Here is a 21,163-nt window from a genome sequence, read left to right as displayed (position 1 = left end):
ACGGGATCCCCTGCGGTCACATCCGGAACACGCCGAACTTGGTCTCTTCGACCTCGGCATTCATGGCCGCGGCCAGCGACAGCCCCAGCACGTCGCGGGTCTGGGCCGGGTCGATCACGCCGTCGTCCCACAGCCGCGCACTGGCGTAGTAGGGGTGGCCCTGGTGCTCGTACTGCTCGCGGGTGGGCTGCTTGAAGGCCTCTTCCTCCTCCTGGCTCCACTCGCGGCCCTCGCGCTCGATCTGTTCGCGCTTGACCTGGGCCAGCACGCCCGCCGCCTGCTCGCCGCCCATCACCGAGATGCGGGCGTTGGGCCACATGAACAGCAGGTTGGGGTCGTAGGCGCGCCCGCACATGCCGTAGTTGCCGGCGCCGAAGCTGCCGCCGATCAGCACGGTGAACTTGGGCACCTTGGCGCAGGCCACCGCGGTGACGAGTTTGGCGCCGTGCTTGGCGATGCCCTCGTGCTCGTACTTGGAGCCCACCATGAAGCCGGTGATGTTCTGCAGGAAGATCAGCGGGATCTTTCGCTGGGCGCAGAGCTCGATGAAGTGCGCGCCCTTCACGGCGGATTCGGAGAAGAGCACGCCGTTGTTGGCGACGATGCCCACCGGGTAGCCGTGGATATGGGCGAAGCCGGTGACCAGGGTATCGCCGTAGTAGCGCTTGAACTCGTCGAAGTCGGAGTCGTCGACGATGCGGGCGATCACCTCGAGCACGTCGTAGGGCTTCTTGAGATCGGTGCCGACGATGCCGTAGAGCTCGGCCGGATCCAGGCGCGGGGGCTTGGGTTCCTGCATCTTGAGCTGGCCGCGCTTCTGCCAGTTGAGCCGCGACACGCAGGCCCGGCAGAGCTGCAGGGCGTGAGCGTCGTTCTCGGCGTAGTGGTCGGCCACGCCGCTCTTCTTGGCGTGCACGTCGGCGCCGCCCAGATCCTCGGCGCTGATGGTCTCGCCGGTGGCGGCCTTCACCAGGGGCGGGCCGCCCAGGAAGATGGTGCCCTGCTCGCGGACGATGATCGACTCGTCGGCCATGGCCGGCACGTAGGCGCCGCCGGCGGTGCAGGAGCCCATCACCACGGCGATCTGCGGGATGCCCTCGGCGGAGAGGGTGGCCTGGTTATAGAAGATGCGGCCGAAGTGCTCGCGGTCCGGGAAGACCTCATCCTGGCGGGGCAGGAAGGCGCCACCGGAGTCGACCAGGTAGATGCAGGGCAGGCGGTGCTTGCGGGCGATCTCCTGGGCGCGGATGTGCTTGCGCACGGTGAGCGGGAAGTAGGTGCCGCCCTTGACGGTGGCGTCGTTGGCGACGATCACGCACTCGACGCCACTGACGCGGCCGATGCCCGTCACCACGCCGGCGGCGGGGATCGAGGAGTCGTAGACCTCGTGGGCGGCCAGCGCCGAGAACTCCAGGAAGGGGGAGCCCTCGTCGATCAGGTGGTCGATGCGGTCGCGCACGAAGAGCTTGCCGCGGGACTCGTGGCGCGCGCGGGCCTTCTCGCCGCCGCCCTGGGCGATGGCGGCGGTGAGCTCACGCAGCTTCATCACCTCGTGGCGCATCGACGCCTCGTTGGCCTGGAAGCCGTCGCTGCGCGGGTTGATCTGGGTAGTCAGAATGGCCATCGGTAACCCCTTACTTGGACTCGTTGAAGAGTTCGCGGCCGATCAGCATGCGGCGGATCTCGCTGGTGCCGGCGCCGATCTCGTAGAGCTTGGCGTCGCGCAGCAGGCGGCCGGTGGGGTACTCGTTGATGTAGCCGTTGCCGCCCAGCAGCTGGATGGCGTCCAGGGCGACCTGGGTGGCCTTCTCCGCGCAGTAGAGGATGACGCCGGCGGCGTCCTTGCGGGAGGCCTGGCCGCGGTCGCAGCCGGCGGCCACGGCGTAGAGGTAGGCGCGGCAGGCGTTCAGGGTGGTGTACATGTCGGCGATCTTGCCCTGGACCAGCTGGAACTCGCCGATGGACTGGCCGAACTGCTGACGCTCGTGGACGTAGGGCACCACGATGTCCATGGCGGCCTGCATGATGCCGATGGGGCCGGCGGCCAGCACGGTGCGCTCGTAGTCGAGGCCGCTCATCAGCACGCGCACGCCCTTGCCCACTTCGCCCAGCACGTTCTCTTCCGGCACCGCGCAGTCCTGGAACACCAGCTCGCAGGTGTTGGAGCCGCGCATGCCGAGCTTGTCGAGCTTCTGGGCGGTGGAGAAGCCGGGCATGCCCTTCTCGATGATGAAGGCGGTGATGCCCTTGGAACCGGCGTCCGGGTCGGTCTTGGCGTAGACCACCAGCACGTCGGCGTCGGGGCCGTTGGTGATCCACATCTTGTTGCCGTTGAGGACGTACTTGTCACCCTCCTTGCGGGCACGCAGCTTCATGGAGACCACGTCGGAACCGGCGCCCGGCTCGGACATGGCCAGCGCGCCGACGTGCTCGCCGGTCATCAGCTTGGGCAGATACTTGGCCTTCTGCTCGGCGTTGGCGTTGATCTTGAGCTGGTTGACGCAGAGGTTGGAGTGGGCGCCGTAGGAGAGGCCCACGGAGGCGCTGGCCCGGGAGATCTCCTCCATGGCGATGCAGTGTGCCAGGTAGCCCATGCCGGTGCCGCCATCTTCCTCGGAGACGGTGATGCCGAGCAGGCCCATGTCGCCGAACTTCTGCCAGAGGTCGTTGGGGAACTCGTTCTTCTCGTCGATCTCGGCGGCGCGCGGGGCGATCTCGTCGCGGGCGAAGGCGTTCACCTGGTCGCGCAGCATGTTCAGTTCGTCGTCGAGGCCGAAGTCGAGGGGCTTGAAGGGCGTATGCATGAGCGTGGCTCCATTCTTGTCGGTGGTCGTGGCGCCCGGTGATAGGGTGGTCATCCGGGTGGGCACGACGGGTCGCGTCGGGTGGTAAAACCGTGATGGCACAAGACTAGGTCAGGTTGACGTTAACGTAAAGTGCAGCTTTTCACGCCTTAGACGAATGTCGGACGACCGCCTGGAGGCGACCGCATTGAAACGACCGCATTGAAACGACAAGGGCAGCCCGGTGGGCTGCCCTTGTTGTTTTCTGTGGTTCGGCTCGTTCAGCCGGCCAGCCACTGGATCAGCTGGTGGTAGAGCGGGATGCCCACGATCACGTTGAGCGGGAAGGTGAAGCCCAGGGCGGCGAGCATGGCCAGCCCAATATTGGCCTCGGGAATAGCGGTGCGCATGGCGGCCGGGGCGGCGATATAGGAGGCGCTGGCGGCCAGTGCGGTGAGGATCAGCAGTGAGCCGGCGGGCAGGCCCAGCGCCAGGCCGACGGCCAGGCCGGCCAGCGAGAGCAGCGGCGGGGCGACCAGAGCGAAGGTGAGCAGGCGCCAGTGGAACCAGGGAATGGGCCGCAGGGTCTCGGCGGCGGTGAGGCCCATCTGCAGCAGGAAGAGCGCGAGCACGGCGTGGAAGGCGCTGGTGAAGAGCTCGGTGACGTTGGCGCCCTCCTGAGGCCCGTACATGGCGCCGATCACCGCGCCGCCGGCCAGCAGGATGACCCCGCGGTTGGTCAGCGTCTCGTGCCAGATCCCCTGCATCGCTTCCCCGGCGGCCTTGCCCGCATGGCGGCGGTAGAGGGCGATGGCGACCATGATCGCTGGCAGCTCCATCATCACCAGATAGAGGGTGACCTCAGCGCCGATGGGCAGGTTGCGCCCCTCGGCGAAGGCCAGCGCCACCGCGAAGGTACCGGCGCTGACCGAGCCGTAGTGGGCGGCGATGCTGGCGCTGTCGGCGGGTGAGAGACGCACCAGGCGGCGCAGTATCGGCATCAGGGCCAGCGGTATCAGCGCCCCCAGGGCGGCCACGGCGACCAGTTCCGGCAGCAGCGACCAGCCGAGGTTGCCGTAGAGCGCCATGCCCCCCTTGAGGCCGATGGTCAGCATCAGCAGCAGGCTCAGGGTGTCGTAGGCGGCCTTGGGGATGGTCAGGTCGGACTTCACCACCCCGGCGAGCAGGCCGAGCAGGAAGAACATCACCACGATATCAGGCATCAGGGGACTCTCGGTCAGCGGGTTGAATGACGCCGCGCATTGTCAGAAATTCGTTCTATTGATACCAATAAAGTTCTCGGCAATGCACTATAGGTGATTATCTATAGGTGTGCGAGGAAGGCCGTGAACATACGACATCTCACCTTCCGGCTGCTGCAGGTGCATGTGGCGGTGGTCGGGGCCGGTTCCATCAGCGAGGCTGCGCGGCGCCTGCATCTCACCCAGCCCACCGTCTCCCAGCAGCTCAAGCGGCTGGCCGAGGCGGTGGGTGAGCCGCTGCTGGAGAACCGCCAGGGGCGGCTGGCGCCCACCGAGGCGGGCCTGGAGCTCTACCGCGCCAGCCGCGAGGTGCTGGGGCGCTTCGCGGATTTCGACGACTACCTGTCCGCCCTGCGCGGTGGCGAAAGGGGCCGCTTCTCCATCGCCTTGGTCAATACCGCCCAGTACGTGCTGCCGCGCCTGCTAGGCCCCTACAGCCGCGCCTTCCCCGAGGTGGACGTCACCGTGCATATCGGCAACCGCCGCCAGATGCTCACTCGCTTCGAGCGCCAGGAGGATGACCTCTACGTCTTCAGCCACCCGCCGTCGCTGGCCCACGCCCTGGCCGGGCGCTTCCTGCGCAACCCCCTGGTGGCGGTGGCCCCCAAGGGGCACCCGCTGGCCGGGCGCGAGCGCATCGCCATGTCAGAGCTCCTGGAGGAGCGCTTCCTGCTGCGTGAGCCGGGCTCGGCCACGCGGATGCTCTTCGAGAGCTGGCTGCAGGAGCAGGGGCTGACCCTGGGTGCGACCCTGCAGATGGCCAGCAACGAGGCGATCCGGGTCGGCGTGGCGGCGGGCATGGGCCTCGCCGTGCTCTCCGAGCACGTGCTGCCACCGGAGCATCCGGATCTGGTGATCCTGCCGGTGGCGGGCCTGCCCATCGAGAGCCACTGGCAGTTCATCGTGCGCCGCGACCGGCGGCTCTCCCATGCGGCGCTGGGTTTCCTGCGCTTCGCCGAAGGGCACCTGGGCGAATGCGTGGAGCCGCGCTTTCTCAGCAACGAGCTCGTTGGGCTGCTGGCCCGCCTGCCGGGGTCAGACCCGAATGGCACTTACTTAAGGAATAGAGGAAGCGTAACTCCTTGATATAAATGAAAACAGGCGAGGGATGAGGTATTGTGTAAGTCGCAAAACCACACACAAACCGCCAATCCAACGCCTGCTTTCATGACCTATCCTACTGATCTGCTTCACCAATGCCAACAGCGCCGCGTCTCACAGCGTATCCGCCGCCCGGACCTCACCGAGCTGCGTGCTCAGCTCCATGCGGCCGGTGCCTCGTCAGGGCTCGATGAGGCGCTGGCCACTGACCGGCACCGACTCTTCCCGCCGACGGCCACCCTGGAAACCTTTGTGTCGCAGGTGCTGGATGCTGATGGCTCCTGCCAGCAGGCCGTCAATCGCCTCATGCTGAACCGAGAGCGTCCCGGGAGTGTTCGCACCGGCGCTTACTGCCGCGCTCGCCAGCGCTTGCCGGGGACGGTGGTGGCTGACCTGGCGCGGTACTTGGGTCGTTCGCTGGCCAAGGACGTTCCCTCTCGGTGGACGTGGCAGGGCCGGCCCATCAAGCTGATTGACGGGACGACCGTGTCGATGCCGGATACGCCAGAGAACCAGCAGCAGTTCCCTCAACAAACCAGCCAGACACCTGGCCTCGGGTTCCCGGTCGCCCGGCTGGTAGCCATCATGGACCTGAGCAGTGGCGCGGTGCTCAACGCCGCCATGGGGCCAGTCAAAGGCAAGGGAACCGGCGAACATGCGTTGCTGCGGGGGATGCTCGACACCTTTGAGCCAGGCGACATTGTCATCGCCGACCGCTACTTCCCCGCCTATGCCCTCATCGCGGAACTGGCATCTCGCGGCGTCGATGTCGTGATGCGCCAGCATTTCGCCCGGAAGACCGACTTTCAGGCCGGCACGCCACTGGGGAAGAAGGATCATATAGCGACCTGGCAGAAGCCCAAGGCGCGCCACGCGTGGATGAGCCAGGAGGCTTTTAATGCCTTGCCTGAAAGCCTGCCAGTGCGGGAGCTGGCGGTAGGCGGTACGATCCTCATCACGACGCTATGCTCGGCGAAGCACGCCCCCGACAGCAACTGCAAGCCCTCTACAAGGGTCGCTGGCAGATCGAGCTGAGTTTCCGCGACATCAAGACGACGCTGGGGATGGAGGTGTTGCGCTGCAAGACGCCCGCCATGGTGGAGAAGGAAGTCTGGGTGTATCTGCTGGCGTACAACCTGGTCCGTCGGGTGATGGCCGTCTCCAGCAAGTGGGCGGACTGCTTGCCACACCAGGTCAGTTTCAAGCACAGTGTGCAGCTTTTTAGGCAGATAGCGCCATGTTCGCCTCTAACAGAGGCAGAGTACCAGCGTGTGATGCAGCAGATGACGACGATTCGGGTGGGTCAACGACCGGATCGGTTGGAGCCAAGAGCCATCAAGCGGCGACCTCGACCCCACCGGTTATTGCAAATGCCCCGCCACGAAGCACGTGAACAGATTCGCCAACACGGTCATCCGAAAAAGCTTAAGTAAGTACCATTCGGGTCTGACCCGAATGGCACTTACTTAAGGGCTAAAAGAGGCGTAACCCCTTGATATAAATGAAAACAGGCGTCGGATGAGGTATTGTGTAAGTCGCGAAACCACACACAACCCGCCAATCCAACGCCTGCTCTCATGACCTATCCTACTGATCTGCTTCACCAATGCCAACAGCGGCGCGTCGCGCATCATGCCAACCGCCCGGGTCACACCGAGCTATACGCTCAACTCCACGCGACTTTCGCAGCTTCCGGCCTGGATCAAGCGCTGCCGGCTTGTCGCCATCGGCTCTTTCCGCCCATGGTCACGCTGGAGACATTCATCGCGCAAGTCCTGGGAGCCGACGGCTCTTGCCAGCAAGCCGTCAACCGCCATCTCCTGACCTGGACACATCACCAGCAGGCCACGGCAAGCCCTCGTACGGGCGCCTACTGCCGGGCCCGGCAGCGACTGCCAGGCGATGTCATCGCCGACCTGACACGTCATCTTGGCCATACCCTGGCAGCAAGTATGCCCGCAGCCAGAACCTGGCAAGGCCGGCCCATCAAGCTGATTGACGGCACCACCGTGTCGATGCCGGATACGCCCGAGAACCAGCAACGCTTCCCCCAGCCAGGTAGTCAGAAGCCCGGCCTGGGCTTTCCGATGGCGCGCCTGGTGGTCATCATGGACATGAACAGCGGTGCGGTACTCAATGCCGCCATGGGTCCCTTGAAGGGCAAGGGGACGGGCGAGCATGCTCTGCTGCGGGAGATGCTCGACACCTTTGAGGCTGGAGACATCGTCATTGCGGATCGCTATTACCCGTCCTATGCCCTGGTCGCAGAACTGGCTGCCCGCGGTGTCGATGTGGTGATGCGCCAGCACTTCCGACGCGAGACGGATTTTCAGGCCGGCGACCCGCTGGGGCACAAGGATCACATTGCGACGTGGGAGAAACCCAAGAATCGCCGTGACTGGATGAGCCAAGCGGCGTTCAACGCCTTGCCGACGACGCTGTCGATGAGGGAGCTGGCGGTTGGCGGTATGGTTCTGATCACGACATGCACCGACAGAGCGGTGCCCCGTCAGCAAATCCAGGAACTCTATCAGATGCGTTGGCAGGTGGAGCTGCGCCTGCGGGACATCAAGACGACCCTGGGCATGGACCGGCTACGCTGCAAGACGCCCGCCATGGTGGAAAAGGAGGTGTGGGTGTATCTGTTGGCCTACAACCTGATCCGCCGTGTGATGGTGGAAGCCAGTGACTGGGCAGACTGCTTGCCTCAGCACCTCAGCTTCAAGCATACGGTGCAGATGGTGCGGCAGATCGCGGCACGTTCGCCGCTTCACGATCATGAGCGCGCTTGCCTCATGAAACAGATCACGACGCTTCGTGTGGGGCAGCGGCCGGGGCGGGTGGAGCCTAGAGCGCTAAAACGACGACCATCACCCCACCCGCTGTTGAAGACGCCGCGGCCAATAGCCCGAGAGCAAATCCGCCAGCATGGTCATCCGAAAAAGGTCGGGTAGACCGGGCGATTACTCGACCCGGCCCCCACAGAGCCGGACGTGCGCGATTAACGCATCCGGCTCTTCAATCACCAGCTTCGCTGAAGGGTTCGTTGGTGCACAATCCTTGCCTTGGGTAACGGCAGGCGCTTGAGCAGCAGGTTGGCTTTATCCCACGAGAAGCCTCCCCGTTGAGAGCGACGTCTCAGCCATTTGACCCAGATCCGTCGGGCCTGATCCACAAGCGCTTTCAGCGCTTCATAATTGCCTGTGATGCCATAGTAGGCAAAGTGCCCCTTGACCTTCCGACATAGGTGGCGATGCTGGATCAGAAGGGGCTGGTGCCGATTCGCCCGGCACCAGACCGACAGGTGCCTCAAGGCTCGCTTGAGTCGATCCTTGGCCGTCTTCTGCTTGATAACCCAGTAACCGCGCCGGGACTTCCCCCAGTAGTGGGTGAAGCCCAGGAAGTCGAAGGTCTCGGCGCGCTGTCCACCGTGTGGCTGAAACCGTACCAGTCGGGTCTTGGCGGGGTGCAGGGTAAGGCCGAAGCGTGCAAAACGCCTGGGCAGTACCTCCAGCACCTTGCGGGCTTCGGCTTCGTTGCTGAAGGCGAGCACGGCGTCGTCGGCAAACCTTACCTCGAACGCGCGTCCACGCAGGCGTGGCTTGACGTCTTTCTCAAACCACTCGTCCAGCACATAGTGCAGGTAGATATTCGCCAGTAAGGGGGATATCACCCCCTTGCGGGCTTCCTACCTCACCTTTCTGCCACTGCCCGGCCTCCAGGACTCCGGCCTTGAGCCACTTACCGATCAGGCGGAGGACGACACCGTCCTTCACTCGTTGCTGCAGAAACTCACGCAGGTGCCGATGGTCGATCGTGTCGAAGAAGGCTTGGATGTCCAGGTCAATGACCCAGCCACCTCCCATCGACATCAAGCTCTCCCTCACCGTCTCGATCGCCTGGTGCGCCGAGCGTCCCGGCCGGAAGCCGTACGAGCCGTCCAGAAAGTCGTACTCGTAGAGCGGCTCCAGCAGGGCCACTACAGCACGCTGCAGGACCTTGTCTTCGAAGGTGGGGATGCCGATCGGCCGTGTGGTGCGCCCATCTCCCTTGGGGATATGGACACGCCGCACTGGCGGCGCCCGGTAGCAACCACTCTTGGCCGCTTCCAGCAACCGCTGGATATTGGCCTCGAAGTCGCGCGCGAAGTCGTCCGCCGTCTGGCCATCAATCCCGACGGCGCCATCACGGCGCGTCATCAGGTAGGCCGTCTTCAGCCACTGGGCATCGATATGATGCGCCAGTGACGTGAAGGCACGCTGCGGGAAGCACTCTGCCAGTGCTGCTATCCGCACTTGTTTCGTGGACATGACCTCAGGTTCCTGTGCACCTGTCATGTTGCCCTCGTGCAGTTCTGATGATTGGCCGCCCCTTCCCTCCAGTGGGTCCCGTCGAGTCGGTTCCCCACCTTCCCGGGTACTATGAGCGACTCCGACTCCCGCCCCTCCATCCGGCTGGCTCCTTGTCGTCGCCTGGCCGTACCCCCTGAGTGCCTGCTGTTTGCTTCCGGTACCGTCAGGCACGACAGCACCGGACCGGGAGCTTTCTCGGCAGGCAGCCCCATGCCTGTCGTCCTGGTTTTCGGAGGAGAAGGACGGGCCTCCCAGGTTCCTGGGAAACCCCTATATGAACATGCCCTGCTCTTCGACCCCGGCGGCCCGCATCCGCCAAGCCATAAGGCGGAGACGTTTTGCCTTCCATTCTTAAGACAATGTCGGCAGCCACGTTTCACAATTTCGGGGCTCTATCACACGGCCTGCTCACTCGCTGTGTACGCTTCGCAGCGGCGGTTGCCCGACACCACGCAACACTCGCTACCGGCTGGTGGCTAGCCTTGGCCGGGTGGGACTTGCACCCACTGGGTTTCATTTCATCCTTTCAGCTGTTTGACACTGCTTCCCGGATGACCAGGCTTTCCCTGGCGCACCTTAAGTAAGTGCCATTCGGGTCGGACCCTTAAGGCGACTTCGAAGCCCGGCCATGTGCCGGGCTTCGTGGTTAGGCCCCTGCCAACTTGGCAGGCGAGTGTCGTGCCGATGGCTTGCGGAGAGGCCGCCGCCGGGAGTCTGACCCGGCGGGGCGCGGCATTGGTGGGGGTTTGGCTGGCTCAGACCCTTAAGCGCGCTTCGGGCTTGCGAGGGTCAAGGGGCCGGAGGCGGGGACATCGGCTTGATGGTCAGCTGTAGCCCCAGGGCATTGGCGACCTTGTTGATGGTTGAGAAGGCGGGATTACCTTCACCTGAAAGCGCCTTGTAAAGCCCCTCACGGCTCATGCCGACCTCTTTGGCCAGCTGGCTCATGTTGCGTGCACGGGCAACGTCACCCAGAGCGGCAGCGAGGAGTGAGGGATCATTCTCTTCCATCACGGCTTCCAGGTAGGCGGCGATCTCCTCTTCGGTCTGGAGGTACTCGGCGGTGTCGTAGTGGCTGAATGTCACCTGTTGTTGGGTTGCCATGGGTTACTCCTTCCATTGCTTGGCAATGGCTTTGGCTTGCTCGATGTCGCTGGGCTGGCTGCCCTTGTCGCCCCCGCAGAGTAGGACCACTACGATGGGGCCTCGGGTGAGGTAATAGACCCGGTAGCCGGGGCCATGGGGTATGCGCAGTTCCGAGATGCCTTCACCGACAGGTTTGACATCGCCGGGGTTGCCGAGGCTGAGCCGTCTGAGCCGCACCGTGATCTTGGCGCGGGCACGAGTGTCACGAAGGCTGCGCAGCCACCGATCAAAGACATCGGTTTTGATAAGCTCGATCATATGCCAACCCTAGTTGACAGCTCGTGTGGTGTCAACTGTGGTTATCGGATCCTGCTAGCTGCTCATCCTCCGCCCGCTAGACCCCCTATGCCGGCGCCGACGAGCCATGCTCATGTACAAGATTCTCGACACGCGAGGCTGGGGCTGCCCCGGGAAAACGTGCACCTGCCCGACGGCCTGGCCGAGGATAGCGAGGCCGCCTGCCGCGCCTACTCCGAGGCCATCCGGGCCCTGGGCGGGCTGGACCTGCAGCTGCTGGGCATTAGCCCCCGGGGTCAGACCCTGAGGCCTCCCCACGAATCATACGGTGACCGCCCGTTCGGCTTCTTGTCGCATCAGCCGGAGGAGCCTGTCCATTCGGCCCGCTGGATAGCGGGCCAGAATGGCTTCGCAGCCAAGCCGCCACAGCGAGAGGCTACGCCGTGATCGGCGCGTGTTGCTCTGATAGGCCGGCGCCTTCCCCGCTTGATCGAGGGATAAGCCGCTAGCCAGGAGTCGAAAGCTAGCCAGCATGGCGATGAGCAGCAGGATCTCGATGCGGCGTGCGCATCGGGTGCCATGCAAGTTGAAGGCAAATCCGAAGCGCTCACTCTTGATATCCCGAAACCCTTCCTCGATTTCCATGCGCCTGCTGTAGAGCTGTACGACCTTGGCGGCGGTATGGTGGCGGGGTGTCAGATTACTGACCAGCACCCAGGGTTCTCGATGCCCCTTGGCCACCTTGCGGCTTCGAGCGGCGCGTGACGCCCTGCCGTTCTTGTTGCGGTCTTTGCGCCCTCGGTAGGGGGCGCGGTACAGGTACAGGTGGGTCGCCAGTGACCGTGTCTTGGCCAGTGTGACGGAACCGCGCACTGCTGGTTTATAGGGCGACAATTACTCTGGCCGGCCGACGACAACTATTGTGGCCGGTTGCCCTAAGCTTGACCGCTTGTCCCGACCCACCAGGGAGCCGGTATGGCGGTCACCAGCCAACAGGTCACGCTCTATATGTCGCAACGCCAACAAGGCCAGACCCAGGAGGTCGCCGCCGCCAAGGCCGGCCTCTCCGTCAGAACCGCTCGCCGCCTCGAACGCCGGGCCGAGTCCTCTGAGCTGCCGGCACCACGGCACTGGCGAACCCGATCCGACCCCTTCGCCGATGTGTGGGAGACCACGCTCGTCCCCCAGTTGGCCGCTGCCCCGGGCTTGCAGGCACTGACCCTGCTGGAGTGGCTGCAGGAGCAGCACCCCGGCCAGTATCCGGACAGCCTGCTGCGCACCCTGCAGCGCCGGGTCAAGGGCTGGCGGGCCGCGCATGGCCCGGAGAAAGAGGTAATGTTCCCGCAAACCCATGGCCCCGGGCTGCGCGGCCTCTCCGACTTCACCGAGCTCAAGGGGATTGTCATTACCGTGGCAGGGGAGCTGCTTGATCACCGGCTCTACCACTTCCGCCTGGCCTACAGCGGCTGGTGTTATGTCCGGGTGGTGCTCGGTGGCGAGAGCTACCCCGCGCTGGCTGAAGGCCTGACCCGTGCGCTGGAGCGGCTTGGCGGTGTCCCCGCGGAGCACCGCACCGACAGCTTGTCGGCGGCCTTCCGCAACCTCGGCCGGGAGGCGGAAGCCGACCTCACCGAGCGTTATGCTGCCCTGTGCGCTCACTACGGCATGACGGCCACCCGTAATAACCCAGGGCGCGGCCATGAAAACGCCAGCATCGAGTCGCCGCATGGCCACTTCAAGCGGCGTCTGCAACAGCGCCTGACGCTGCGCGGCTCCCACGACTTCGCTAGCCTCGATGACTACCAGGCCTTCCTCGATGAGGTGACCACCGCGATCAACCGCCGCAACGCGGCCCGGATCACCGTCGAGCGTGGCGCGCTGCAGCCACTGCCCAGCCGGCCCGGTACCGACTACAGCGAGGTGACGGTGCGCGTCACTACCTCCAGCACCATCCAGGTGCGCAAGGTGCTCTACTCGGTGCCGTCCCGGCTGATCGGCGAGAACCTGCGGGTGCACCTTTACGATGATCGCTTGGTGCTGCATCACGCACAGCAAGCATTGCTGACGCTGAGGCGGCTGCATGCCACGCCGGAAAGCGGCCGGTTGCGGGTCATCGATTACCGCCATGTGATCGGCTGGCTGGTCCGCAAGCCCCGGGCGCTGGCGGGGCTGACGTTCCGCGACGACCTGCTGCCGAGTGCGGAGTGGCGCGAGCTGTACGCCCGGCTGACCGCCGCCTTGCCGGTCGCCGAGGCCTGCAAGCGCATCGTTGGCGCTCTGGCGTTGGCCGCCGAGCAGGACCAGGCCGAGGCGATCGCCAGTTACTGGCTGGGCGCCCTGGCGCGCGGGAAGAGCCCGACGCTGGCCGAGCTCCAGGCCCGCTTCGCCGCCACGCCGAGCGCCACGCTGGTTTTCCCCCAGGTGACTCAGCATGACATCGCCAGCTACAACCATCTGGTGCCCAGCGTGCCGACCACAGAGGTGTGCTGCCATGCCTGATGCCCAGACGCTGCCGCTGCTACTGCGACAGCTCCGCCTGCCCACCATGGCCGCCTGCTGGCCCCAGCTGGAAACCCGCGCCCGAGCCGAAAACTGGAGCCTGCCACAAACACTGGCCGCCCTATGCGAGCACGAGCTGGCCGAGCGTGAGCGACGCCGGCTGGCCCGGCACCTCAAGGAGGCCCGGCTGCCGGTGGGCAAGACGCTGGAGTCCTTCGAGTTCGACGCCATCGCGGCCGAGCAGCGCCGGCAACTGAGCGCCTTGGCCGGCGACACGCAGTGGGTCGACCAGGCTCACAACCTGCTGCTGTTTGGGCCCTCCGGCGTCGGCAAGAGCCACGTGGCGGCCGGGCTCGGGCATACGCTGGTCGACCAGGGTTACCGGGTGCGCTACGCCACCGCCTCAAGCCTGGTCCAGGAGCTCCAGGCTGCCAAGCAGGCACTGCGCCTGAGCGACGCCCTGATCAAGCTCGACAAGTACGCCGTGCTGGTGATCGACGATATCGGCTACGTCCAACGCAGCGAGGCCGAGACGTCAGTGCTGTTCGAGCTGATCGCCCATCGCTACGAGTCGGCCAGCCTGATCATCACCGCCAACCAGCCGTTCAGCGCCTGGGACAGTATCTTCCCCGACAGCATGATGGCAGTGGCCGCCATCGACCGGTTGGTGCACCACGCCACGCTGATGGAGCTGAGCGGGGAGAGCTACCGTAAGCGTGCTTATCAACGACAATTACAAGGAGGAAAAGCTGGGTCGTCGGACTGACGACAACTACCCACCCAACCGGCCATTTTAATTGTCGCCAAGCGGCCAAAGTAGTTGACGTCGCATAGCTGGTTCGCGTGTCGCCAGCGGAAACAGTGATTCCAGGCGGCGCCAGTCGGATTCACCGTCGTGCCTCAGTTGAGTTGCCCCACGCACCCGGCCGACGTAGTACCAACCATACGCCTCGACAGCCCGTAACCAGGGCGTCTTGAAGCCGGCATCGGTGACCAGAATCGGCGTGGTCTGCGGCGGCAACATCCACGCCAGGTCAGCGAGGAGTGCTTTCTGACAACGGGGGCAGGCGTCCTTGTGGTGCACACGTTCATAGATCGGAAACGATCGCTTCCCGAAGGGGATCGCGGCACGCAGCAAAAAATGCTGCCCGCGGTCGTCGATCGGTGACCAATCGACTAGGATCACCGGATATCGCTGAGTGCCTACCAGCTGGCGAGCGACGTCCGCATAGAGCCATCGCCGCTCACGTTGCAAGTGAGGGTTGCCCAACAAACGATCGACACACTTGATCGCGTGCTTGGGCTTCGCCTGGCGCGGGAGCTGACGGCCGATTGCCGTCAGGGACAGCCGTTGCCCCATCAATAATGCCTCGACGCAGGTGGCCAGGGCATTGAAGCGTGTGGCATGCAGCAGGGAGGCTGAAGTCATCAGAATCTTGTGCAAGAATCGGGATGTCTGCATGGGCTCCTCGGCATATTGTTGGTTTGGCGATTAACAACATGCCTGCCCATGCAGACTTTTTTCAACCCTAATATTCTGATTTCCCTATGTTATTCGTGGGGAGGCCTCAGGGTCAGACCCGAATGGTACTTACTTAAGCTTTTTCGGATGACCGTGTTGGCGAATCTGTTCACGTGCTTCGTGGCGGGGCATTTGCAATAACCGGTGGGGTCGAGGTCGCCGCTTGATGGCTCTTGGCTCCAACCGATCCGGTCGTTGACCCACCCGAATCGTCGTCATCTGCTGCATCACACGCTGGTACTCTGCCTCTGTTAGAGGCGAACATGGCGCTATCTGCCTAAAAAGCTGCACACTGTGCTTGAAACTGACCTGGTGTGGCAAGCAGTCCGCCCACTTGCTGGAGACGGCCATCACCCGACGGACCAGGTTGTACGCCAGCAGATACACCCAGACTTCCTTCTCCACCATGGCGGGCGTCTTGCAGCGCAACACCTCCATCCCCAGCGTCGTCTTGATGTCGCGGAAACTCAGCTCGATCTGCCAGCGACCCTTGTAGAGGGCTTGCAGTTGCTGTCGGGGGCGTGCTTCGCCGAGCATAGCGTCGTGATGAGGATCGTACCGCCTACCGCCAGCTCCCGCACTGGCAGGCTTTCAGGCAAGGCATTAAAAGCCTCCTGGCTCATCCACGCGTGGCGCGCCTTGGGCTTCTGCCAGGTCGCTATATGATCCTTCTTCCCCAGTGGCGTGCCGGCCTGAAAGTCGGTCTTCCGGGCGAAATGCTGGCGCATCACGACATCGACGCCGCGAGATGCCAGTTCCGCGATGAGGGCATAGGCGGGGAAGTAGCGGTCGGCGATGACAATGTCGCCTGGCTCAAAGGTGTCGAGCATCCCCCGCAGCAACGCATGTTCGCCGGTTCCCTTGCCTTTGACTGGCCCCATGGCGGCGTTGAGCACCGCGCCACTGCTCAGGTCCATGATGGCTACCAGCCGGGCGACCGGGAACCCGAGGCCAGGTGTCTGGCTGGTTTGTTGAGGGAACTGCTGCTGGTTCTCTGGCGTATCCGGCATCGACACGGTCGTCCCGTCAATCAGCTTGATGGGCCGGCCCTGCCACGTCCACCGAGAGGGAACGTCCTTGGCCAGCGAACGACCCAAGTACCGCGCCAGGTCAGCCACCACCGTCCCCGGCAAGCGCTGGCGAGCGCGGCAGTAAGCGCCGGTGCGAACACTCCCGGGACGCTCTCGGTTCAGCATGAGGCGATTGACGGCCTGCTGGCAGGAGCCATCAGCATCCAGCACCTGCGACACAAAGGTTTCCAGGGTGGCCGTCGGCGGGAAGAGTCGGTGCCGGTCAGTGGCCAGCGCCTCATCGAGCCCTGACGAGGCACCGGCCGCATGGAGCTGAGCACGCAGCTCGGTGAGGTCCGGGCGGCGGATACGCTGTGAGACGCGGCGCTGTTGGCATTGGTGAAGCAGATCAGTAGGATAGGTCATGAAAGCAGGCGTTGGATTGGCGGTTTGTGTGTGGTTTTGCGACTTACACAATACCTCATCCCTCGCCTGTTTTCATTTATATCAAGGAGTTACGCTTCCTCTATTCCTTAAGTAAGTGCCATTCGGGTCAGACCCTGAGGCCTCCCCACGAATAACATAGGGAAATCAGAATATTAGGGTTGAAAAAAGTCTGCATGGGCAGGCATGTTGTTAATCGCCAAACCAACAATATGCCGAGGAGCCCATGCAGACATCCCGATTCTTGCACAAGATTCTGATGACTTCAGCCTCCCTGCTGCATGCCACACGCTTCAATGCCCTGGCCACCTGCGTCGAGGCATTATTGATGGGGCAACGGCTGTCCCTGACGGCAATCGGCCGTCAGCTCCCGCGCCAGGCGAAGCCCAAGCACGCGATCAAGTGTGTCGATCGTTTGTTGGGCAACCCTCACTTGCAACGTGAGCGGCGATGGCTCTATGCGGACGTCGCTCGCCAGCTGGTAGGCACTCAGCGATATCCGGTGATCCTAGTCGATTGGTCACCGATCGACGACCGCGGGCAGCATTTTTTGCTGCGTGCCGCGATCCCCTTCGGGAAGCGATCGTTTCCGATCTATGAACGTGTGCACCACAAGGACGCCTGCCCCCGTTGTCAGAAAGCACTCCTCGCTGACCTGGCGTGGATGTTGCCGCCGCAGACCACGCCGATTCTGGTCACCGATGCCGGCTTCAAGACGCCCTGGTTACGGGCTGTCGAGGCGTATGGTTGGTACTACGTCGGCCGGGTGCGTGGGGCAACTCAACTGAGGCACGACGGTGAATCCGACTGGCGCCGCCTGGAATCACTGTTTCCGCTGGCGACACGCGAACCAGCAGCGCGCGGTTCCGTCACACTGGCCAAGACACGGTCACTGGCGACCCACCTGTACCTGTACCGCGCCCCCTACCGAGGGCGCAAAGACCGCAACAAGAACGGCAGGGCGTCACGCGCCGCTCGAAGCCGCAAGGTGGCCAAGGGGCATCGAGAACCCTGGGTGCTGGTCAGTAATCTGACACCCCGCCACCATACCGCCGCCAAGGTCGTACAGCTCTACAGCAGGCGCATGGAAATCGAGGAAGGGTTTCGGGATATCAAGAGTGAGCGCTTCGGATTTGCCTTCAACTTGCATGGCACCCGATGCGCACGCCGCATCGAGATCCTGCTGCTCATCGCCATGCTGGCTAGCTTTCGACTCCTGGCTAGCGGCTTATCCCTCGATCAAGCGGGGAAGGCGCCGGCCTATCAGAGCAACACGCGCCGATCACGGCGTAGCCTCTCGCTGTGGCGGCTTGGCTGCGAAGCCATTCTGGCCCGCTATCCAGCGGGCCGAATGGACAGGCTCCTCCGGCTGATGCGACAAGAAGCCGAACGGGCGGTCACCGTATGATTCGTGGGGAGGCCTCAGGGTCAGACCCTTAAATCCCCTTTGGGGCCTGGCCCTTAAGGTTAGTTAGCGTTGGGAAAGAAGAGCTGCTTGCCGTTGACGGTGAACGCCGCGATAGCCTGCTGGCCCTCCTCGGAAAGGAGCCACTGGTGCCACTGGTTGGCCAGGTCGTGCTTCAGGTGGGGGTGGCGTTCGGGGTCGAGCAGCAGGCTGCCGTACTGGTTGAACAGCGCCTCGTCACCCGCGAAGAGCAGGGTGAGGTCCTGGGGGTTCTCGAAGGCGACCCAGGTGGCGCGGTCGCTCATCACGTAGGCGTCCATGCCGGCGGCGGTATTCAGCGTTGGGCCCATGCCGCTGCCGAGTTCGCGGTACCAGGCGCCGCCCGGTTCGACGCCGGCGGCCTCCCACAGACGCTGCTCGGCGCGGTGGGTGCCGCTGTCGTCGCCCCGGGAGGCGAAGGGGGCCTCGGCTTCGGCGATCAGGCGCATGGCCTCGGCCACGCTCTCGGCATCTGCGATGCCGGCGGGGTCGCCGTCGGGGCCGATCAGCACGAAGTCGTTGTACATGACGTCGGCGCGCTCGGTGCCGTAGCCCTCGGCGACGAAGGCCTCTTCGCCGTCGGTGTCGTGGACCAGCAGGCTGTCGGCGTCGCCGCGCCGGGCGATCTCGAAGGCCTGGCCGGTGCCTACGGCCACCACCCGTACGCTGATGCCGGTCTTCTCGGTAAACCGCGGAATGATGGCGTCGAAGAGTCCCGAGGCCTCGGTGGAGGTGGTGGAGGCGAGGGTGATGTAGCGCTCTCCCTCCTGGGCCTGGGCGGCCAGGGAGAGCCCCATCAGGCCGATGGCGGTGAGGGCGATGCGTGCGTTGCGCTGCATAGGAGTGTCTCCTGCTGTTGCTCTTGTTGTGGCCGGACTGGCGTAGGCGGGGGGCGGCTAGAGCACCAGCTCCCCCCGGATAAAGGCGCCGGCCTGAGCCGTGGCCGGCGTCGTGAAGAAGGTGGTGGCGGGGCTGTGTTCGACCAGCCGCCCACGGCACAGGAAGAGCACATCGTCGGCCAGGCGGCGGGCCTGGTGCAGGTCGTGGCTGCTCATCAGGATGCGCGTGCCGCGGGCATGGAACTCCTGCACCGCACGCTCCACCGCGAGGATGGCGGCGGGGTCCAGGGCCGAGGTGGGCTCGTCCAGGAAGAGCACCTCGGGGTCGAGGAGCCAGGCGCGAGCGAGCGCCAGGCGCTGCTGCTCGCCGCCGGAGAGCACGCGGGCCGGGCGCTTCTCCAGGGCGGCCAGGCCGAAGCGCTCCAGGGCCTCCCGGGCTCGGGGCCGACGCAGCCGGCGGGGCGTGCCGTTGACCGCCAGGGCATAGGTGAGGTTGGCCAGGGCCGAGCGCTTGAGCAGCACCGGACGCTGAAAGACCATGGCCTGGCGCGGTGGCTTGCCCGCCCAGCGCACCTGGCCCAGGCTCGGCGCCAGCAGGCCGTGGGCCAGGCGCAGCAGCAGACTCTTGCCGGCGCCGTTGGGGCCCATCACCAGGGTGCGGCGGCAGCCGGCGAGGCGCAGGTCCAGGGGGCCGAGCAGGGTCTGGCCGCGGTGGGTGAAGCCCGCTCCCTTGAGCTCGAGGGCGGGCAGCTCCGCCAGACGGGGTGAGGCGATCTGGTTCACCCGAGCCTCCTGCGCGAGGTCTCGCCGATCAGGTAGGCGCCGGCGTTGATCAGGGCCACCAGGCCCAGCAGCACGATGCCCAGCCCCAGGGCCAGGGGCAAGTTGCCCTTGCTGGTCTCCAGCACGATGGCGGTGGTCATCACCCGGGTGACGCCGTCGATATTGCCGCCCACGATCATCACCGCCCCCACCTCGGCGCTGGCGCGACCGAAGCCGGCCAGCACCACCGTGATCAGGCCCAGGCGAGCGTCCCAGAGCAGGGTGGGAATCATGCGCAGCCGGGAGAGGCCCAGGGAAGCGAGCTGTTCGTGGTACTCCAGATGCAGCGCCTCGACCTGCTGGCGGGTGAGGGCGGCGATGATCGGCAGCACCAGCACCAGCTGGGCTACCACCATGGCGGTGGGAGTGAAGAGCAGCCCGAACTGGCCCAGGGGGCCGGCCCGGGAGAGCAGCAGGTAGACGCTCAGGCCTGCCACCACCGGCGGCAGCCCCATCAGGGCATTGAGAATGACCACCACCAAGGAGTGGCCGGGAAAGCGCCACAGCGCTAGCGCCGCGCCCAGGGGCAGCCCGATCAGCGCCGCCAGCGCCACCGCCGAGAGCGAGACCTGCAGGGAGAGCGCCACGATATCGAGGAGCCTTGGGTCCAGGCTCAGGATCAGGTTGAGGGCCGTGGCGAAGGCGCCGGCATCGCTGGACATCGCAGCCTCCTGTTGTCTGGTTGCATCATGTGCGTTAAGAGAAGGGGGTGCATCCAACGATGAAATCCATGCAGCTTTATGCAAGTTAACGTCGAGCAGGCGTCGAGATCGTCCGCCTGCCGAGAGGGGAGAGACCCATGGAGCGAGGCGAGCCCCTGGCAACCCATGCCTACCTGACCACCGCCGAGGTGGCCGACTACCTGAGGCTCAAGGAGCGCAAGATCTACGACCTGGTGCGTCAGGGCGAGATCCCCTGCGTGCGGGTCACCGGCAAGCTGCTGTTTCCTCGCCAGAGCCTCGACCTGTGGCTGATGAGCCACCTGGAGGGGGACCAGGCGAGCCGGCGACCCGTGCCGAGCGTCCTGGCGGGCAGCCAGGACCCGCTGCTGGAGTGGGCCGTGCGCGAGAGCGGCTCGGGGCTGGCACTGCTCTGCCACGGCAGCGGTGACGGGGTCCGGCGGCTGCTGGGCGGTGATGCCATGCTGGCCGGCCTGCACCTGCTGGACCCGGAAAGCGGTCGCTACAACGAGCCGGCGAGGCTGGGCCTCGGCGGCATGCGCGATCTGGTGATGGTGCGCTGGGCGCGGCGCCGCCAGGGACTGCTGCTGGCGCCGGATAACCCCCTGGGAATTGCCGGGCTCGCGGACCTGGCGCATCCCGAGGTGCGGGTCGCCCACCGCCAGCCCGACGCGGGGGCGGCACGGCTGCTGGGCCTGCTGCTGGCGCGGGAAGGGATCGACAGCGAGTGCCTGACCCTGGCCGGCCATCCCTCGCTCAGCGAGGACGACCTCGCCCTGTCGATCCGCCAGGGCGAGGCCGATGTCGGACTCGGCGTGGAGGCGGCCGCGCGCCGCCAGGGGCTGGCCTTCCTGCCGCTCCAGGAAGAGTCCTTCGACCTGGCCCTGAGGCGGCGCAGCTACTTCGAGCCGCCGATCCAGCGGCTGCTGGCCTTCGCCCGGGAGCCGCGCTTCGCCGAGCGGGCCGAGGCGCTGGGGGGGTATGACATCGGCGAGCTGGGCCGGGTGGTCTTCAATGCCTGA

20 protein-coding genes and 1 pseudogene are annotated in these 21,163 nt (G+C 65.0%); 8 read left to right on the top strand and 13 right to left on the bottom strand.

Going from position 1 to position 21,163, the window contains the following annotated elements; all coding sequences use genetic code 11:
• Positions 1–16 precede the first annotated feature (16 nt).
• From NHL60_RS11170 to NHL60_RS11160, 3 genes are all read right to left on the bottom strand, one after another.
• Positions 17–1,624 (bottom strand): carboxyl transferase domain-containing protein, encoded by a 1,608-nt coding sequence (locus NHL60_RS11170; protein ID WP_253443277.1) that lies wholly within the window; start codon positions 1,622–1,624, stop codon positions 17–19.
• A gap of 10 nt (positions 1,625–1,634) precedes the next feature.
• Positions 1,635–2,804, bottom strand: a complete 1,170-nt coding sequence (locus tag NHL60_RS11165; protein WP_253443276.1) for an isovaleryl-CoA dehydrogenase — start codon at positions 2,802–2,804, stop codon at positions 1,635–1,637.
• Between the two features lie 260 nt (positions 2,805–3,064).
• Positions 3,065–4,006, bottom strand: a complete 942-nt coding sequence (locus NHL60_RS11160; RefSeq protein ID WP_253443275.1) for a sodium-dependent bicarbonate transport family permease — start codon at positions 4,004–4,006, stop codon at positions 3,065–3,067.
• Between the two features lie 123 nt (positions 4,007–4,129).
• On the opposite strand from NHL60_RS11160, the gene NHL60_RS11155 reads away from it, so the two are divergent.
• The 4 genes from NHL60_RS11155 to NHL60_RS11140 all read left to right on the top strand — a co-directional run bounded on the left by NHL60_RS11155 (position 4,130) and on the right by NHL60_RS11140 (position 8,100).
• The gene (locus tag NHL60_RS11155; RefSeq protein ID WP_253443274.1) at positions 4,130–5,131 is read left to right on the top strand and encodes a LysR family transcriptional regulator; all 1,002 of its coding nucleotides are present in this window, start codon (positions 4,130–4,132) and stop codon (positions 5,129–5,131) included.
• A gap of 81 nt (positions 5,132–5,212) precedes the next feature.
• Entirely contained in the window at positions 5,213–6,181 is a 969-nt protein-coding gene (locus tag NHL60_RS11150) for an IS4 family transposase (RefSeq protein ID WP_253443268.1), read from the top strand.
• The gene (locus NHL60_RS11145; protein WP_253443273.1) at positions 6,112–6,579 is read left to right on the top strand and encodes a transposase; all 468 of its coding nucleotides are present in this window, start codon (positions 6,112–6,114) and stop codon (positions 6,577–6,579) included. The genes NHL60_RS11150 and NHL60_RS11145 overlap by 70 nt, the downstream gene beginning before the upstream one ends.
• A 144-nt stretch (positions 6,580–6,723) precedes the next feature.
• The gene (locus tag NHL60_RS11140; protein ID WP_253443272.1) at positions 6,724–8,100 is read left to right on the top strand and encodes an IS4 family transposase; all 1,377 of its coding nucleotides are present in this window, start codon (positions 6,724–6,726) and stop codon (positions 8,098–8,100) included.
• 68 nt (positions 8,101–8,168) lie between these two features.
• Here the strand turns inward: NHL60_RS11140 and ltrA are convergent.
• The 4 genes and pseudogenes from ltrA to NHL60_RS11120 all read right to left on the bottom strand — a co-directional run bounded on the left by ltrA (position 8,169) and on the right by NHL60_RS11120 (position 11,754).
• Positions 8,169–9,345 (bottom strand): annotated as a pseudogene (gene ltrA / locus NHL60_RS11135) (group II intron reverse transcriptase/maturase).
• 942 nt (positions 9,346–10,287) lie between these two features.
• Entirely contained in the window at positions 10,288–10,602 is a 315-nt protein-coding gene (locus tag NHL60_RS11130) for an addiction module antidote protein (protein WP_253443271.1), read from the bottom strand.
• Positions 10,603–10,605: 3 nt separating this feature from the next.
• A complete protein-coding gene (locus tag NHL60_RS11125) occupies positions 10,606–10,902 on the bottom strand; it encodes a type II toxin-antitoxin system RelE/ParE family toxin (RefSeq protein WP_253443270.1) in 297 nt (98 codons plus the stop codon).
• Positions 10,903–11,202: 300 nt separating this feature from the next.
• Positions 11,203–11,754, bottom strand: coding sequence for a transposase (locus NHL60_RS11120; protein ID WP_253452150.1), 552 nt, complete (start codon positions 11,752–11,754; stop codon positions 11,203–11,205).
• 135 nt (positions 11,755–11,889) lie between these two features.
• Here NHL60_RS11120 and istA point away from each other — a divergent pair, with 135 nt between their 5' ends.
• Positions 11,890–13,380 (top strand): IS21 family transposase, encoded by a 1,491-nt coding sequence (istA, locus tag NHL60_RS11115; protein ID WP_253452147.1) that lies wholly within the window; start codon positions 11,890–11,892, stop codon positions 13,378–13,380.
• The gene (gene istB, locus NHL60_RS11110) at positions 13,373–14,146 is read left to right on the top strand and encodes an IS21-like element helper ATPase IstB (RefSeq protein ID WP_133483961.1); all 774 of its coding nucleotides are present in this window, start codon (positions 13,373–13,375) and stop codon (positions 14,144–14,146) included. The genes istA and istB overlap by 8 nt, the downstream gene beginning before the upstream one ends.
• Positions 14,147–14,173: 27 nt before the next feature.
• Here istB and NHL60_RS11105 read toward each other — a convergent pair whose 3' ends face one another.
• The 3 genes from NHL60_RS11105 to NHL60_RS11100 form a co-directional block, all read right to left on the bottom strand.
• Positions 14,174–14,842 (bottom strand): IS4 family transposase, encoded by a 669-nt coding sequence (locus NHL60_RS11105; RefSeq protein ID WP_253443269.1) that lies wholly within the window; start codon positions 14,840–14,842, stop codon positions 14,174–14,176.
• 129 nt (positions 14,843–14,971) lie between these two features.
• A complete protein-coding gene (locus NHL60_RS19670; protein WP_253443273.1) occupies positions 14,972–15,439 on the bottom strand; it encodes a transposase in 468 nt (155 codons plus the stop codon).
• Entirely contained in the window at positions 15,370–16,338 is a 969-nt protein-coding gene (locus NHL60_RS11100; RefSeq protein ID WP_253443268.1) for an IS4 family transposase, read from the bottom strand. The genes NHL60_RS19670 and NHL60_RS11100 overlap by 70 nt, the downstream gene beginning before the upstream one ends.
• A gap of 244 nt (positions 16,339–16,582) precedes the next feature.
• On the opposite strand from NHL60_RS11100, the gene NHL60_RS11095 reads away from it, so the two are divergent.
• Positions 16,583–17,764: an IS4 family transposase gene (locus tag NHL60_RS11095; RefSeq protein ID WP_253443267.1), complete on the top strand. Its 1,182-nt coding sequence runs from the start codon at positions 16,583–16,585 to the stop codon at positions 17,762–17,764.
• A 59-nt stretch (positions 17,765–17,823) separates the two neighbouring features.
• On the opposite strand, the gene NHL60_RS11090 is transcribed toward NHL60_RS11095, so the two are convergent.
• The 3 genes from NHL60_RS11090 to NHL60_RS11080 form a co-directional block, all read right to left on the bottom strand.
• Complete coding sequence (locus NHL60_RS11090) at positions 17,824–18,597, bottom strand: substrate-binding domain-containing protein (protein WP_253452144.1); 774 nt, start codon at positions 18,595–18,597, stop codon at positions 17,824–17,826.
• Positions 18,598–18,696: 99 nt separating this feature from the next.
• Positions 18,697–19,422: an ATP-binding cassette domain-containing protein gene (locus NHL60_RS11085; RefSeq protein ID WP_253443266.1), complete on the bottom strand. Its 726-nt coding sequence runs from the start codon at positions 19,420–19,422 to the stop codon at positions 18,697–18,699.
• Entirely contained in the window at positions 19,419–20,123 is a 705-nt protein-coding gene (locus NHL60_RS11080; protein ID WP_253443265.1) for an ABC transporter permease, read from the bottom strand. The genes NHL60_RS11085 and NHL60_RS11080 overlap by 4 nt, the downstream gene beginning before the upstream one ends.
• Positions 20,124–20,260: 137 nt before the next feature.
• On the opposite strand from NHL60_RS11080, the gene NHL60_RS11075 reads away from it, so the two are divergent.
• Positions 20,261–21,163, top strand: a complete 903-nt coding sequence (locus NHL60_RS11075) for a helix-turn-helix transcriptional regulator (RefSeq protein ID WP_253443264.1) — start codon at positions 20,261–20,263, stop codon at positions 21,161–21,163.

The sequence above is a fragment of the Halomonas sp. Y3 genome (assembly GCF_024137965.1).
In the GTDB taxonomy this organism is placed as follows: domain Bacteria; phylum Pseudomonadota; class Gammaproteobacteria; order Pseudomonadales; family Halomonadaceae; genus Halomonas; species Halomonas mongoliensis.
This window is presented reverse-complemented; position numbering and strand designations above follow the sequence as displayed.

Excerpts from the sequence above, each read along its gene's own strand:
- NHL60_RS11170 (WP_253443277.1), bottom strand. The coding sequence starts at position 1,624 with ATGGCCATTCTGACTACCCAGATCAACCCGCGCAGCGACGGCTTCCAG.
- NHL60_RS11165 (WP_253443276.1), bottom strand. The coding sequence starts at position 2,804 with ATGCATACGCCCTTCAAGCCCCTCGACTTCGGCCTCGACGACGAACTG.
- NHL60_RS11160 (WP_253443275.1), bottom strand. The coding sequence starts at position 4,006 with ATGCCTGATATCGTGGTGATGTTCTTCCTGCTCGGCCTGCTCGCCGGG.
- NHL60_RS11150 (WP_253443268.1), top strand. The coding sequence starts at position 5,213 with ATGACCTATCCTACTGATCTGCTTCACCAATGCCAACAGCGCCGCGTC.
- NHL60_RS11145 (WP_253443273.1), top strand. The coding sequence starts at position 6,112 with ATGCTCGGCGAAGCACGCCCCCGACAGCAACTGCAAGCCCTCTACAAG.
- NHL60_RS11140 (WP_253443272.1), top strand. The coding sequence starts at position 6,724 with ATGACCTATCCTACTGATCTGCTTCACCAATGCCAACAGCGGCGCGTC.
- NHL60_RS11130 (WP_253443271.1), bottom strand. The coding sequence starts at position 10,602 with ATGGCAACCCAACAACAGGTGACATTCAGCCACTACGACACCGCCGAG.
- NHL60_RS11125 (WP_253443270.1), bottom strand. The coding sequence starts at position 10,902 with ATGATCGAGCTTATCAAAACCGATGTCTTTGATCGGTGGCTGCGCAGC.
- istA (WP_253452147.1), top strand. The coding sequence starts at position 11,890 with ATGTCGCAACGCCAACAAGGCCAGACCCAGGAGGTCGCCGCCGCCAAG.
- istB (WP_133483961.1), top strand. The coding sequence starts at position 13,373 with ATGCCTGATGCCCAGACGCTGCCGCTGCTACTGCGACAGCTCCGCCTG.
- NHL60_RS11105 (WP_253443269.1), bottom strand. The coding sequence starts at position 14,842 with ATGCAGACATCCCGATTCTTGCACAAGATTCTGATGACTTCAGCCTCC.
- NHL60_RS19670 (WP_253443273.1), bottom strand. The coding sequence starts at position 15,439 with ATGCTCGGCGAAGCACGCCCCCGACAGCAACTGCAAGCCCTCTACAAG.
- NHL60_RS11100 (WP_253443268.1), bottom strand. The coding sequence starts at position 16,338 with ATGACCTATCCTACTGATCTGCTTCACCAATGCCAACAGCGCCGCGTC.
- NHL60_RS11095 (WP_253443267.1), top strand. The coding sequence starts at position 16,583 with ATGCAGACATCCCGATTCTTGCACAAGATTCTGATGACTTCAGCCTCC.
- NHL60_RS11090 (WP_253452144.1), bottom strand. The coding sequence starts at position 18,597 with ATGGGGCTCTCCCTGGCCGCCCAGGCCCAGGAGGGAGAGCGCTACATC.
- NHL60_RS11080 (WP_253443265.1), bottom strand. The coding sequence starts at position 20,123 with ATGTCCAGCGATGCCGGCGCCTTCGCCACGGCCCTCAACCTGATCCTG.
- NHL60_RS11075 (WP_253443264.1), top strand. The coding sequence starts at position 20,261 with ATGGAGCGAGGCGAGCCCCTGGCAACCCATGCCTACCTGACCACCGCC.